A 15,215-nucleotide genomic window follows, 5' to 3' on the forward strand; every position below is an offset into this window, starting at 1 on the left:
TATTTTAATTAGCAACATTTGTATTTGTTTTAGATAGAAAATCAAGCCATTGTTGTATATTTCGTGCATACTTATTGACAAAGACATCATGTGAATACGAGCCAACAACTTGGTTTTTCCATTCATTATGCATGATGTAGGGAGTAATCAACATTCCCTTTAACTGCATAAGCAAGTAATTTCTATCGTCCTCATTCTTTTTTTGATCTTTTATTAAAGTGAAAAATAAGTTCCGAATATAATAGTTTTCTTTCGCTAAGTATGTAACTGCCATTTCTCTAACAAATACAGAATCCAAGGATAGCTCCCGTTGAATGAAACAAGATAATTGATGATTACTCTGCTTGTACTGTATAATGTGAAAAATTAGTTCTTTCAACTGATCGAGAGGGGATAATGTTTTTACATCCTCTATTGTCTCTTCTATAACAGTTAGATAATTCTCATAGTAATGGGTGACAGCATATTCCAATAATCCCTGTTTTCCTTTAAAGTAATAACTGATCAGGGAAACATTGACAGAAGCTTTCTCTGCTATATCACGCACAGAAGTACCGTGAAACCCTTTTTGGAAAAATAAAGAAGAAGCTGCTTCCAGGACTTTTTGTTTAGAGGCGTTTATTTTCATCATTATTCAACTCCTTACTTTTCCATTACGACAAAAGACCTTATTATTCCTGCAATATCTTCTCGACAAATAAATCATCAGATGTCGAAATAGGATAGATAATGAAATCTATTATGAAAGGAAAATGCATATGTTTCAAGTAACGAATTATTCAGGAAATAGAGCAAAAGACTATGAATTGTTAAATAAACAATTGCGCGCTTTAAGTGAAGGAGAAACAGACGAGATTGCCCTTTTATCCAATGCCTCTGCCCTATTAAATCAATTTTTATCAGAAGTAAACTGGGTTGGTTTCTATCTTTTTAAGAAAAATGAATTGGTGCTCGGTCCGTTCCAGGGGTTGCCTGCATGCATCCGCATTCCAGCAGGCAAGGGTGTATGCGGAACTGCCATAGAACAACGTGCTACACAGCTTGTTGCAGATGTAACAGCTTTCCCTGGCCATATTGCCTGTGACAGTGCGAGCAAATCGGAAATCGTTATACCAATTGAACGGGAAAATTCCGTATATGGGGTATTAGATATTGACAGTCCCATTACCAACCGTTTTGATGAGACTGATCAACATTACCTTGAAGAATTCGTTGCCATTTTACAAGAATACCTAGCTTAAAAAAACGGCGGCTTACAATCATGTGAGCCGCTTTTCTATTTCAATTTTACGGTTTTAATATGTTGGGGTTATGATTCGCAAACTATATAAACTCCTAAGTAACTTGATAGTACTGTAAACGGCCGTTTCGGAAAATAGCGTATAGTGAACAAACTATAGCTAGTTTGCGATGTCTCCGGCGGATGAACTCCGCTATTTAGTGAAGTTTTTTGCGATAAGGAAATCTATACTTTCTTATCTATTGCTTATTCGTATTCGCATCTATTGCATAGGAAGCCAAAGTATGTTTAGCAACACAATTTTTACCAGTGTTTTTTGCTTCATATAATGCTTTATCCGCTCGCAGAAACAAATCCTTGATCGTATCTTCTTCCTCTAGATCCCAGGCAGCAACACCACAAGAAAGAGTGACTACAGGATCTGTAAATTTTTCTACTTGGCGACGAATTAGCCCTGCTACCTGTACACCTTCATTCAATGTGATATTCGGAGCATATATAGCTAATTCTTCCCCGCCCCATCTTGCTGGTATATCTTCCGTTTCGATGAAGGTTTTAATAACTTGAGCTACTTGTTTTAGAACTTGGTCTCCAACATGATGTCCAAATGTATCATTCACCTTTTTAAAATCATCGATATCAAATAATAGAAGTGCCCCCATCTCTCCGACAACCATATGATTGCTAATTTCCTCTTCCAAATGGTTTCTTGAATATAGCTTCGTAAGGTGGTCTGTAATTACTGCTCGTTCCAGCCGTTCACGCAAACTTGTATTTGTTAAGGCAAGTGTTGAATGATGAGTTAATAACTGTAATAACTTAAATCTTTCGAAACTAAAGTAAGCTTGCTCTTCATGCATAACTACAATAAAACCATAAATAGTATTTGAATTAGTCATCGGTGTTACCATCACGGACCTATATGGGAAATGCGGAATTTCTTTAAAATCTCCAGAAAAAATTGCTTCTTTCAGGTTTCTGCCAACCAAATATTCTGCAAGCATGTGACCTTGTTTTGTAGTGAAATATGCTGTACTACCAGTCAAAATTTCATAATCGCTTTCTTTTGTTTCTGAATAATAAATAAATCCAATTTGGGAAGCATGACAAACTTCTATAATTAAATTTCTAATATGTTTCGTTATCTCGGACAACTGCAGATTAGAATTTAATTTATGTGTTGTATCATTAATTAGTTTCAAATCGGAAATCGACTGATTTATATGCGCAAATAATGAGGCATTCTCTATCGCTTTTCCAGTAATTTCAGCGACACCCTTTATAAAATCTGCCATATCATCTAGAAAATGCAAGTCACTTTTCGTTATTACCTGAAGTACTCCGTATACACCTTGTTTCCCACTTAACGGAGCATATAAAGTAGGATTTTCCCCTGTCTCACCAATTTCAATTTGGAGACTCCCTGAAATAAACACCTGGGTACTTGCCCTTTTGGTGACATCATCACTATATTCAATTGTCTTTACAGGCAAATCGGAATTTGTCTCCAGATCATGCGATAATAATAGATGGAACTCGCAGTTTGGATACAGAAAACTCAATTTCTGGATAATATAATGTAAGATCTCTTCTTTGTCCTTCATTGGCAATAAGTCTGAAGAGAATTCATACAAAAGATCAGCTTTCTCTCTGCTCTGTTTTTGCAAGTAGTAGGATTTAATAATAGTTAAAAACCGCTCCGTTTCTTCTCGTATTTCATCTATATTTTCTTGTGAAAATGGTTGCTTCTCGAGCCAGCCAACATACAATAAGATGTTAAATTCTTTAAGAGGTTGTATTGATAACACAGCATTAAACATAGTTTTTGGACTCATTTGTTTCAATTCCTGATCATTCACTATTATCTTTTTAGGAGAAAAGTTTTCCTGCACATTTATCTCATTGATTAGCTTATAGTTTTTTTCCCATTTATTATATGTGTACATGGCCACAAATGGAGTATTGAGAACCATCTTCAAAGAAGAAACAAGCATGCTAATAATTTGCTGGTAGTTATACTCTTCCAAGTGTGTACATATATCAAAATATTTATTTTTCATAGACATTATCGATTCTTTTGGTTCAGTCATTCTCATCACCCTAAAATGAAATGATTTTTCATCACCTATATTTAAATTATCTTTATACTCATTATATACTAACTAGTACGTATAACCTATATATTAAACTTTATTTGTATAATTTAAAAGAATGGTTGACTTCTTTCCACAAAAAATATACAATAGTCTTTGTGTAAAATAATAAAGTAGCCTATGTGAACCGACGCTTGAACCCATTTTGTTCCTCTCTCACGAGGTGTATCGCGTAACTCTTAGCTGCTGGAGCGATGGTACATGAAAACATAATGGACAACGGATTGGAACACGCTCGTTTATTTTATGCAAATAAAATAAAAAGGAGGAAATGTCTTATGGCTCGCTATACTGGATCAGTATGGAAAAAATCACGTCGTCTTGGCATTTCATTAACTGGAACTGGTAAGGAATTAGATAAACGCCCTTACGCTCCTGGTCAACATGGACCGAATCAACGCAAGAAAATCACAGAATATGGTTTACAAATGCAAGAGAAGCAAAAGCTTCGCTTCATGTACGGGTTGACCGAACGTCAATTCCGTAATTTATTCAACCTTGCTGGTAAAATGAAAGGTATTCATGGTGAAAACTTCATGATTCTTCTTGATTCTCGCCTTGATAATATCGTTTACCGCTTGGGACTTGCTCGTACTCGCAGACAAGCTCGTCAGCTAGTTAACCATGGTCATGTTCTTGTTGATGGTTCTCGTGTGGATATTCCATCATACCGTTTAAAGCCTGGCCAAGCTGTTAGCTTGCGTGAAAAGTCTAAAAATCTTGATATTGTTAAAGAAGCGATTGAAGTTAATAACTTCATTCCTGAATATTTAACATTTGATGCAGATAAAATGGAAGGTACTCTCGTTCGTTTCCCTGAACGTTCTGAACTTCCAGCTGAAATCAACGAAGCGCTTATCGTAGAATTCTACTCTCGTTAAGCTAAAAACCGGAGGATATCCTCCGGTTTTTTTGTAGCTTTGAAATCTATGAAATAGCTTTAGTATAAATGTTGGGGTTATTCAATGATTCGCAAAATATATAACCTGCGAACTAAATTGATAATACTGCAAACAGCCATTTCAGGAAATAATGCATGCTAAGTTAAACCCTATATAGTAGTTCATGAATAGGTAAGGCGGATTATCTTATTCTGCGGCGGGTATCTCCCATCGCTTTACTCTATCTCCATTTAAAAAGCAAGGACAATTATAAATTGCCCTTGCCAGCATTAACTAAATTCAATAAGAAAATATTTCTTCTTCCCTCTTCGGATTACAGTAAACATATCACCAATACGATCCTCTTCACTTACTACATAGCCTAGTTCCTGTTGACGTTCTCCATTAATATAGACAGCTCCATTGGAAATATCTTCTCTTGCCTGTCTTTTAGATGAAGAAATAGAGGCATCAACAAGTAGTTCTATTAAATCTATTTCGTTTTTCGCAGCTTTGTATGTTGGTACATCCTTAAAGCCTTGTTTAATTTCTGTTGCAGTTAATTGTTTGATATCTCCACTGAATAATGCGGCTGAAATTTTCTGTGCCTGTTCAAGAGCCTCCTGACTATGAACCTCTTTAGTCATTTCCTCAGCTAATCTTCGTTGAGCTACCCTTTTTTCAGGTTGGTCTTTAACTTCACTTTCCAGTTCAGCCATCTCTTCATCAGAAATAAATGTGAAGTAACGTAGGAACTTAATTACATCTCGATCATCTGTATTAACCCAAAACTGGTAGAATTCATAAGGAGAGGTTTTTTCCGGATCAAGCCACACAGCGCCGCCTGCTGTCTTTCCAAACTTTGTCCCATCCGCTTTTGTAATTAAAGGAACCGTAAGACCAAATACCTTAATTTCATCGCTTTCCTGCTCGCGAGATCGGCGAATAAGTTCCATGCCTGCTGTAATATTTCCCCATTGATCACTTCCGCCAATTTGCAGCGTACAGTTCTCTTGTTCATATAGCTTAAGAAAGTCAAGAGATTGCAAAATCATATAACTGAATTCTGTGTACGTAATTCCCTGCTCGATTCTTGCCGATACGGATTCTTTTGCGAGCATATAGTTTATCCCAAAATGCTTTCCTGCATCTCTAAGAAAATCAATAATAGTCATATTGGATAACCAATCATGATTGTTACGTGCAACTACAGGATTATCTCCTTGGTCAAACTCAACAAGTTTAGCTATTTGCTGCTTTATTTTTTCACTAAACCCTTTAACTACATGAGCTTCATTCAAAGAACGCTCACTAGTACGACCACTTGGATCGCCTATCATACCGGTACCACCACCAACAAGCGCAATTGGTTTATGCCCGGCTTTTTGGAATCTTTTTAACATAGTAATTGGTAACAGATGGCCAATATGAAGGCTGTCTGCTGTTGGATCAAATCCACAATATAAGGTAACTTGGTTTTCTGCCAAGTGTTTTTCCAGTCCTTCTCTATCCGTTGTTTGATTAATTAAACCTCTTTTTTCTAAGTCCTGCAAAATATCCATTCTTCCTCACACTCCATCATAAAATTAATTGCAATTACTTTTGTAGGTCTACTGTTAAAAAAATAGCCAAATAAAAAAACTCCTCCCTATAGAAAAGGGACGAGTTTAACACGCGGTACCACCCTTGTTGCAAATAAATTTGCCACTTAGGATTGTTAACGATGTTTCCACCGCTTTCCAGTTATCTGTATAAAGATGAAAGGAAAGTATGCTCCAGATTGTAATTCGCCTGCAAATTTGTCCTGACTTCCACCAACCGTCAGGTCTCTTAAACAGTGATCTGCATAACTACTGTAATTCCTTCATTGCAAAATAATATAGTACATTTATTAATACCATATTCCATTTTTAAATGCAAGGCTCTTATAAATTTTGTATACCCCTTAATTTTAATTATGCTATAATAGTACTTGAATTTAGGAGGTTTTGCTATGGATTTCAAGCAATTATTTCAAAAATATAGCAAGAAAGTTAAACACTTATGGAAAACAGGAAAGGTGCAAAAGTCTTCTCGAGTTACATATGATGTAGTTTGGAATGTTATTCTTTTCTTTTTGATTATTAGTTTCATAGGCATGTTCTTTGCAGGTGGAATTGGAGCTGGCTACTTTGCCTCACTAGTAAAAGATGAACCAATTCGAAGCAAAGAAGCGATGAAAAAAGACATCTATAATTATGAAGAAACTACGAGTCTCTATTTTGCCGATAAAATTTATTTGGGTGATGTGCGATCCGACATACATAGAGAAGAAACCTCGTTAGATAAAATATCCCCAACCTTAATTGATGCAGTAATCGCTACGGAAGATGAATATTTTGAAGAACATAAAGGAGTAGTTCCTAAAGCAATTGTCAGAGCTATCATGCAGGAAGCTCTTAATTCCGATGTAAAGACTGGTGGTAGTACATTAACTCAGCAATTAATTAAAAACCAAATCTTAACTAACGAAGTGTCTTTTGAGAGAAAAGCAAAAGAAATACTTCTTGCATTACGTTTAGAACGTTTCTTTGAAAAAGACGAGATTTTGGAAGCATATTTAAACATCGTTCCATATGGCAGAAACGCTTCCGGTCAAAACATCGCTGGTATTCAAACAGCGGCTCAAGGTATATTTGGATTAAATGCGGACGAAGTAAACTTGGCTCAGGCTGCATATCTTGCTGGACTTCCACAGAGCCCTTCTGCCTATACACCTTTTGCAAATGGCGGTGGGTTAAAAGAAGAAAGCGGTTTGCAGCCTGGAATTAACAGAATGAAATCTGTGCTTAATAGAATGTATGATGCAGAATATATTTCAGAAAAACAATACAAAGAAGCCATGGAATACGATATTAAGTCAGATTTCGCCAAGGGTAAAAAATCACCAATTGAAGAATACCCTTACTTGACTGTAGAATTGCAAGAAAGGGCAAAAAATATTATAAAAGAATACTTGATTGAAAAAGACGGATACACCCTGGAAGATGTGAAAGGGAATAAAAAGTTAAATGAAGAATATTCGATTCTTGCTGAACGTTCTATTGAAACAGATGGTTTTCATATCTATTCTACTATAGATAAGAAAATTTACGACGTGTTTCAGAAAGTAGCAAAGAACTACGAACACTATGGCCCAGACCGCACATTTACGGATACCAATCCGGAAACCGGCAAAACAGTTGAAATAACTGAAAAAGTACAAACAGGAGCTGTTTTAAGAGAAAATAGCACAGGTAAAATAATTAGCTTTGTTGGCGGGCGTGGGCATAAGGACAACCAAAATAGACATGCTACTGAAACGCTCAGATCACCAGGGAGTACCATTAAACCATTACTAGACTATGCACCAGCTATGGAGAAAGGCTATATTCAGCCTGGTACTGTGCTAGCTGACTATGCAAAAAAGTTGCCGGGTTGGGACTATAACGAACCTAGTAACTACGGTGGTGGACATTATGGAATAGTATCTGCAAGAACTGCACTTACCAATTCATATAACATGCCCGCAGCTGAAATATATACTAGAATGATTCACGAAAACCCTGCAAAGGAATATTTAGTAGATAAAATGGGAATTAGTACGTTAACCAAAGAAGAACAAGCATATCCTTCACTAGCGATTGGAGCTACTGAAAAAGGAATTACAGTTGAAGAGAATGTGAGTGCTTTTTCTACCTTCGGAAATAACGGTAAGTTTGTTGATGGTTATATGATTGAAAAAATAACTACAAATGACGGTGATGTAATTTATCAACATGAGACAAAGCCAACGGACGTGTTCTCACCACAAACAACGTACCTAAGTGTCGATATGATGCGTGATGTAATTAACCAAGGAACTGGTGCCTATTTAAGATCACAGCTAAGCAATGGTGGAGTTGATTGGGCTGGTAAAACAGGGACATCACAGGATTATAAAGATGCATGGTTTATTGCAACAAATCCAAATGTGACGTTTGGGACGTGGATTGGCTATGATACACCACACTCCATTTACAATACTGGAATGTCTCTAAGCTATAGCAAACGTAATATTAAACTATGGGCACAATTAATCAATAGCGCTGCAGATATTAAGCCAGAGCTAATCACCCCTTCTGATAGATTCAAGCAACCGGAAGGCATTGTAAGTAGAAGCTATTGTGCAATATCAGGAATGTTACCATCCGAACTTTGCGCAAAAGCCGGTCTAGTTAAAACTGACCTGTTTAACGTCAAATATGTTCCAACTAAAAAGGATGATAGCTTGATCGGTGGCAGCTATGTCACAGTTAATGGTAAAGCTGTCGTAGCAGGACCAAACACGCCAAGCGAGTTTGTAAAAGGTGATGGCTTAGCATTTAATCCAGAATGGTTAAAACGCAATGGTTATGATAATCTTAGTGATCTTTCCCAGCTTTATCCAAGAACCGGAACAGAAAAGTGGGAAAAGATTAGCGGGCCAAGTGGTGGCAAGGTTGGAAGTGCTATAAAGGATGATGGTAAATCTCCTGCAGCTCCTTCCTCCCTCTCTAAATCAGGTGGTAAGTTGACTTGGAGTAAATCTGGAAGCAATGACGTGGTCGGCTATCGCATTTACAAAGCAAGCGCAGGCGGCGATTTATCCCTTGTTGGAAGTACAGTAGACACTTCCTATCCAATTGGAGGCGAAAGTGCGGTCTATCGAGTAAAAGCGGTTGATTATTTCGGCAAAGAGTCCTCCCCTTCAAAAGAATTGATTGTTGGAGATACAGATAAAAAAGAACCTGAAAAACCAGAAAAAGACCAGGATAAGAAAAAAGATGAGAAAAAACCTGATGACAAAAAAGAAGAAAATAAGGATAAGAAAGATAAAGAAGATCAGGACGATTCCAAACCAGATGAAGAGAAACAAGACTCAGAAGAAGCAAGTGAAAATAATGGTGGAGAAACCAATACTGTTGATAAAGAGGAAAATGCCAATCCATAAGCCTCTTCACTCATAATGATTAAAAAAGCCAGCCGTGAAAAAATATCACAGCTGGCTTTTTGTTAGTTCAATAACACATGTGTCTAAATTAGTAACTACGGATTATATATAAACTCCGACGTAACTTGGTTGTTTGTAAATGGTCCCGGCGGATTATTTCGCTCTCCTGACGATTAATTTTCTCTCCGGCGGATTGCTTCGTTCTGCAGCTGATTAACTCATTCTCCGGCAGATTATCTCGCTCTTCTGCTGATAGTCCCCGCTCTACTTCGCATTTCCCTCCAACTACGCAAAATTTTTAACGATAAATCATATTTTGGCCTAAAAAATTATCAAGCTTCTAATAATGAATCTGCTTATCATATGTGAGATAATTTCAACAAATTCCATAAATAACTAAAATTATATAGCTTTATCTAGTATAATGAACATAAGCGTACAGTAATCTAAACATTATTTTAAACAGGTGGTGAAATGATTGGAGCACACGAAAAACTATCATTCCCTAACTAAGCACACAGCAGACGAAACAATTACCATTGAAGGTCCTTTATCCTCGGGTGAATTAAAAAAATACCAATTTCATGAACATTTAACCGCATTCCGTCCAGCACCTAAACAGTTTGAAGCTATCCAAAGTATAGCTGATTTCCCGGAAGGACGCCTTATCATTGCACGTACAGAAGACACGATAGTTGGATATGTAACCTATTTACATCCAGATCCTCTGGAAAGATGGTCTGAGTTTAAAATGGAAGAACTCATTGAATTGGGAGCTATAGAAGTTATCCCTGCCTACCGGGGGGCGAAAATTGCATCCAATTTATTAAAGGTCTCCATGTTAGATGAATATATGGAGAATTATATCGTTATCTCTACAGAGTATTACTGGCATTGGGATCTTGACAGAACCCGGCTAAGTATTTGGGATTATCGGAAAGTAATGGAAAAGATGATGGCTGCTGGAGGTCTTGTACCAGCCCCCACAGACGATCCTGAAATAATATCCCATCCGGCAAATTGTCTAATGGTGCGCATTGGCAAAAATGTATCCCAGGCCTCTGTAGAAAGATTCGATACCTTGCGTTTTTTGAAAAGACATCAATATCGTAATATGAGGGAGGGGTTATAAGTGCTAGTTGAAGAAATAATGAAAACATCCGTGGTTACTTTGCCGCCAACTGCTACCATTGCTGAAGCTTTACAATTATTGCAAAAGCATAGAATCAGACATATCCCCATTGTGAATGAAGAATATCAAGTTATTGGAATCGTCTCCGATCGGGACGTTCGCGATGCTAGTCCTTCGGTATTTGATACAAATTCAATATCAGAGGAACTTGAAAATGAAATCCAAACAATTATGAGCACACCCGTTATAACAATACATCCTCTGGATTTCGTAGAGGAAATTGCGCGCGTTTTTTATGATGAAGAATTTGCAGCACTTCCAGTGGTAAGAGACAACAATAAACTTGTTGGGATAGTAACTGAAAAAGATATGCTTCATACATTAATTCAATTAACAGGTACACACACACAAGGTTCCCATATTGAAGTAAAAGTACCCCATCGTCCCGGCATATTACCTGAGGTTACCGCAGTTTTTGGAAAAAGAAAAACCAATATAATTTCTGTCCTGGTGTACCCTTTTAAAAATGATCCAAATTATAAGATACTAGTTTTCCGTATTCAAACTATGAATCCGCTACCAATTATAAATGATCTCCGCACTGCAGGCTTTGAGTTAATGTGGCCAAATAATGTACCGGAGCCAAAGCTATGACGTGCAAGTCAGCTTTTGTATTCGCTAAAGAATTCCTGAACTATCATTTTAATGAAGATCATCCATTCAATCAAAAACGAGTTCTCATGGCAAAAGAATTACTTGATGAAATGGATTATTTAAGTGAATCCCAGATTATTCCTCCACGTATGGCCACAGAGGAAGAATTAGCATTATTTCACGATCCTGTCTATATTGATGCAGTAAAAAAAGCAGGTAATGGTAAACTTGCATCAGAAGATGGATTTGAGTACGGATTGGGAACAGAAGATACACCTATTTTCCCTGGTATGCATGATGCGTCAAGTTATTTAGTAGGCGGGACATTAACGGCAGTAGATGAAGTTTTAACTGGAAAAAGCCAACATGCCCTTAACCTAGGTGGTGGACTTCATCATGGATTTAAAAGAAAAGCAGCAGGATTTTGCATTTACAATGACAGTGCTGTAGCAATAAAGTACATTAGAGAGAAATACAACTTAAAGGTGCTCTATATCGATACAGACGCACATCATGGTGACGGTGTTCAATGGGCTTTTTATGATGATCCTAATGTTTGCACGTTCTCTATACATGAAACCGGCAGATATTTGTTTCCTGGAACAGGTAATGTAAATGAGAGGGGTATAAAAGAAGGGCATGGTTATTCATTCAATCTGCCAATAGACGCATTCACCGAAGATGATTCCTTCCTCCAAGTTTATGAAACTGCTTTAAGGGAAATTACGGATTTCTTTCAGCCAGATGTTATTGTCTCTCAAAATGGAGCTGATGCGCATTGTCTTGATCCTTTGACACATTTATGTGCTACAATGAAAATTTATGAACAAATTCCATTGTTGGCACATGAGTTAGCACATCAATACTGTGATGGAAAATGGATTGCAGTTGGCGGTGGAGGCTACGATATTTGGCGTGTCGTACCACGGGCTTGGTCTCAAGTTTGGAATGTGATGGCTACAGGTAAACCAGCAACCGGTATGCTTCCTGCTACTTGGTTATCTCGATGGCAGCAACAATCTCCGGTTAATCTGCCTTCATATTGGCATGATCCAGATGATATAGTACCAAATATTCCACGAAAAACAGAGATCACTGAAAAAAATGCTAAACTATTAGAAAGTCTGTTAAAATACACGAAAAAAAGGACCTAAGAATACAGTTTTCTTAAAATAAGATAGACTGCTAAACTAGCCACCCTATGGGGCTGCGTTTACTCGCCCCACTGTCATGCAGGCTTCCCTTTACATTTAAGAAAGAAACCAAAATGGCGGTCTTTGTCTTGGAAGGTTTTTGATGAAGCGGCTAGAAGCATGCTCGCCTCCTGGTAATAAATACGTAGGGAGAATCTTATACTTCGATTTTTCTACAATAAAAGAAGGAGATAACTTTTAAGAGTTATCTCCTTCTTTTATTGTAGCTTCCTCATCTAGAATTACTATCTCGACTCTTCTATTCTTTTTCCAATTAACCGAAGAAGTATTTGGCACTAAAGGCCTGGTATCTGCATAACCAACAGAAGAAAAACGGGATTCATCGAATTGATTCTTATCAATAAGATATCTTATTACACTACTTGCACGTGCCCCTGAGAGTTCCCAGTTAGAGGGATAGCGATAATTTGAAATTGGCCTGCTGTCCGTGTGACCTTCTACTTTCACCTGATTGGGCATCTTTTTTAACAATGAACCTATCTTATTAAGGAACGGTTTACCGCCATCGATGATATTAGCTTCTCCGGAATCAAAAAGAATTTTCTCCTGCAATACTAAAACAACGCCTCTTTCAGTTCTATTAGCAGAAATCACATTATTTAATTCATTTTTATCTAGATATTTCTCTATTTCATCCATTAGTCCATTTAGTGACTCAGTTTCCGACATCTCTAACTGTTCCTCTTCTATTTCTGTTGGAGCCTCAAACTCATTCGAGTCTTTACCTGTTTCTTTTTCACTGGAGCTTTGTGTTGGATTCTCCATTGGTACTGGTGATGGATAAAAATCAAATATCATGCGATTTCGAAAGGATTCAGATATCGCATCAAACTTTACCAAATCAATTTGTGACATGGAAAACAATAAAATAAAAAATACTAAAATCAGTGTAACCATGTCTGAATATGTAACCATCCACTTTGGCGCACCATTATTTTGCCTTTTTTTGATTCCCCTACGCTTCATTAATTTTTTCCCCCACGAAGCCAGCGTCCTCTTGTTCTTCTTGTTTGTCTTTTACATCGTTGGGGAGAAATGCACTAAGCTTCTCTTCTAAAATACGCGGGTTTTGGCCGGATTGAACACCAATAACACCTTCAATAATAATTTGTTTAATAAAAACTTCTTCTTCCGTTTTCGTTTCCAACTTACTTGCCATGGGTACAAATACTAAATTTGCAAGCACCGTACCATACAATGTTGTTAGCAATGCTACAGCCATGCTTGGTCCTAAGGCTGTGGGGTCCTGAAGGTTATTTAACATGAGCACAAGCCCCACTAATGTACCAATCATCCCCCAGGCTGGTGCATACTCACCCGCCTTTTCAACAAGTGTTCTTCCTCTATAATGTCTATCTTCCATTGCAGTTATCTCTGCATTCATAATATCCTTGATTACCTCGGGTTCAATGCCATCAACAGCAAGTAAGATTCCTTTACGAATAAAAGGATCTTCCACCTCTTCTAATTCGTTCTCGAGTGCGAGAAGCCCTTCTCTTCTGGCTCGCTCAGACAATCGGATAAACAAACTAATAAGCTCAGGTAATTTTAGATCGTTTTTATGGAATGCTTCACTAATTATTTTGTTAGTCAGCTTTATTTGTTCCATTTTAAAATTAATTAACATAGAAGCAATTAAACCACCAATCACAATAAAGATTGATGATATGTCTAGAAAAAGAGAGGCGCCTGAGGTACCTCCCTTGGACATTATTGCTAGCATGATCATAATAAAACCTAACGTTATGCCGATCGGAGTCAATATATCTCGTTTTCTCATATTTTCTCTCCCCAAACCGTGTAGAATTGATTCTAATTCTTATATCGGCATAAGTTCTATTTTGTTGAATTTCTTTTTTCAATTCGATGAGGTAAAACTACCTTTTGATCTGTAACCTCTTCCTTATTCATAAACTTCGTTAACAATCGCATAGCGACTGCGCCAATATCATACATTGGTTGAACAATGGTTGAAAGTGTAGGACGTACCATTGTAGCAAGTCTTGTGTTATCAAATCCGAATACTTCAATATCTTCCGGAACCTTGTAGCCTTTATCCTGGGCACCATGTATAACTCCTAATGCCATTTCATCTGAAGCAACAAAAACAGCAGTTGGCTTTTCTTCTAACTGCAGTAAGTGATTAATCGCTTCTATTCCAGAGTCATAAGAATAATCTCCTTTAACTATTCTTTCCTCATCTATCTTAGTTCCGGATTCGTCGATTGCACGTCGGTATCCATTATATTTCAAAAGGCTAATATGAGTATCTTCCTGTCCCGATACAAAAGCAGGCTGCTTATTACCCTGTTCTATTAGAAATTTGGTTGCTTCATAGGCTGCTTCTTCATAATCTATATTTACGGATGGTATGTCTTCATTTTCATCGTAAGTAGCAGCAAGTACCACAGGAACTGAAGATGTTTTAAATTGCTGCACATGTTCTTCTGTAATGTCTCCACCCATAAAAATAATGCCATCTACTTGTTTTTCCAGCATTGTATTTATTAATTGAAGCTCTTTATCCTTATTTTGGTCAGAGTTGCTTAGTATAATATTATATTTATACATTGTTGCGATATCTTCAATTCCTCTTGCTAACTCAGCAAAGAAGATACTTGAGATATCAGGAATAATTGCACCGACGGTTGTCGTTTTTTTGCTCGCGAGCCCTCTTGCTACTGCATTAGGACGATAGCCTAATCTCTCAATAGTTGCTAATACTTTTTTTCTTGTTGTAGGCTTCACATTGGGGTTACCGTTAACTACACGGGAAACCGTTGCCATGGATACGTTTGCCTCTCTTGCTACATCATAAATTGTTATATTCATTCTTACTCTACCTCCTAGTTAACATGACAAATCGTCCTCTATTTTCTTTATCATACTCTACTCCGAAAAAAAATACAAAAATTTAAAGGCTAATTCAACTAGGTTGAACAGCCTTTAAA

Annotated in this window: 12 protein-coding genes and 1 other annotated feature; of the genes, 6 read left to right on the top strand and 6 right to left on the bottom strand. The window is 37.2% G+C overall.

The window, feature by feature from the left end; all coding sequences use genetic code 11:
- Positions 1 to 4 precede the first annotated feature (4 nt).
- Entirely contained in the window at positions 5 to 631 is a 627-nt protein-coding gene (refZ, locus tag JCM12304_RS06635; protein ID WP_082387996.1) for a forespore capture DNA-binding protein RefZ, read from the bottom strand.
- A 127-nt stretch (positions 632 to 758) separates the two neighbouring features.
- On the opposite strand from refZ, the gene msrC reads away from it, so the two are divergent.
- Complete coding sequence (gene msrC, locus JCM12304_RS06640) at positions 759 to 1,241, top strand: free L-methionine (R)-S-oxide reductase MsrC (protein ID WP_060679227.1); 483 nt, start codon at positions 759 to 761, stop codon at positions 1,239 to 1,241.
- Positions 1,242 to 1,479: 238 nt separating this feature from the next.
- On the opposite strand, the gene JCM12304_RS06645 is transcribed toward msrC, so the two are convergent.
- Positions 1,480 to 3,330: a sensor domain-containing diguanylate cyclase gene (locus tag JCM12304_RS06645; protein ID WP_060679229.1), complete on the bottom strand. Its 1,851-nt coding sequence runs from the start codon at positions 3,328 to 3,330 to the stop codon at positions 1,480 to 1,482.
- A 341-nt stretch (positions 3,331 to 3,671) separates the two neighbouring features.
- Between JCM12304_RS06645 and rpsD the strand changes: the two genes are divergently transcribed.
- Positions 3,672 to 4,274 (top strand): 30S ribosomal protein S4, encoded by a 603-nt coding sequence (gene rpsD / locus JCM12304_RS06650; RefSeq protein ID WP_019378152.1) that lies wholly within the window; start codon positions 3,672 to 3,674, stop codon positions 4,272 to 4,274.
- 290 nt (positions 4,275 to 4,564) lie between these two features.
- On the opposite strand, the gene tyrS is transcribed toward rpsD, so the two are convergent.
- Positions 4,565 to 5,836, bottom strand: coding sequence for a tyrosine--tRNA ligase (gene tyrS / locus JCM12304_RS06655; RefSeq protein WP_060679231.1), 1,272 nt, complete (start codon positions 5,834 to 5,836; stop codon positions 4,565 to 4,567).
- A gap of 92 nt (positions 5,837 to 5,928) precedes the next feature.
- Positions 5,929 to 6,151 (bottom strand) — a binding site (T-box leader).
- A 116-nt stretch (positions 6,152 to 6,267) separates the two neighbouring features.
- Here tyrS and JCM12304_RS06660 point away from each other — a divergent pair.
- The 4 genes from JCM12304_RS06660 to JCM12304_RS06675 all read left to right on the top strand — a co-directional run bounded on the left by JCM12304_RS06660 (position 6,268) and on the right by JCM12304_RS06675 (position 12,204).
- Positions 6,268 to 9,264, top strand: a complete 2,997-nt coding sequence (locus tag JCM12304_RS06660) for a transglycosylase domain-containing protein (RefSeq protein WP_060679233.1) — start codon at positions 6,268 to 6,270, stop codon at positions 9,262 to 9,264.
- Between the two features lie 478 nt (positions 9,265 to 9,742).
- Entirely contained in the window at positions 9,743 to 10,396 is a 654-nt protein-coding gene (locus tag JCM12304_RS06665; RefSeq protein ID WP_019378155.1) for a GNAT family N-acetyltransferase, read from the top strand.
- The gene (locus tag JCM12304_RS06670) at positions 10,397 to 11,050 is read left to right on the top strand and encodes an acetoin utilization AcuB family protein (RefSeq protein ID WP_019378156.1); all 654 of its coding nucleotides are present in this window, start codon (positions 10,397 to 10,399) and stop codon (positions 11,048 to 11,050) included.
- Complete coding sequence (locus JCM12304_RS06675) at positions 11,047 to 12,204, top strand: acetoin utilization protein AcuC (RefSeq protein WP_060679235.1); 1,158 nt, start codon at positions 11,047 to 11,049, stop codon at positions 12,202 to 12,204. Before JCM12304_RS06670 ends, JCM12304_RS06675 begins: the two co-directional genes overlap by 4 nt.
- Before the next feature lie 237 nt (positions 12,205 to 12,441).
- Here the strand turns inward: JCM12304_RS06675 and motS are convergent, their stop codons facing one another.
- From motS to ccpA, 3 genes are read right to left on the bottom strand one after another with little or no spacing between them, the layout of a single operon-like run.
- Positions 12,442 to 13,230, bottom strand: a complete 789-nt coding sequence (gene motS, locus JCM12304_RS06680; RefSeq protein ID WP_019378158.1) for a flagellar motor protein MotS — start codon at positions 13,228 to 13,230, stop codon at positions 12,442 to 12,444.
- The gene (motP, locus tag JCM12304_RS06685; protein WP_060679237.1) at positions 13,220 to 14,044 is read right to left on the bottom strand and encodes a flagellar motor protein MotP; all 825 of its coding nucleotides are present in this window, start codon (positions 14,042 to 14,044) and stop codon (positions 13,220 to 13,222) included. The genes motS and motP overlap by 11 nt, the downstream gene beginning before the upstream one ends.
- A gap of 56 nt (positions 14,045 to 14,100) precedes the next feature.
- On the bottom strand, positions 14,101 to 15,096 hold the full coding sequence (ccpA, locus tag JCM12304_RS06690; RefSeq protein ID WP_019378160.1) for a catabolite control protein A: 996 nt from the start codon (positions 15,094 to 15,096) through the stop codon (positions 14,101 to 14,103).
- Between the last annotated feature and the right edge of the window lie 119 nt (positions 15,097 to 15,215).

Source organism: Virgibacillus halodenitrificans JCM 12304 (assembly GCF_001310895.1).
Classification (GTDB): domain Bacteria; phylum Bacillota; class Bacilli; order Bacillales; family Amphibacillaceae; genus Virgibacillus_Q; species Virgibacillus_Q halodenitrificans.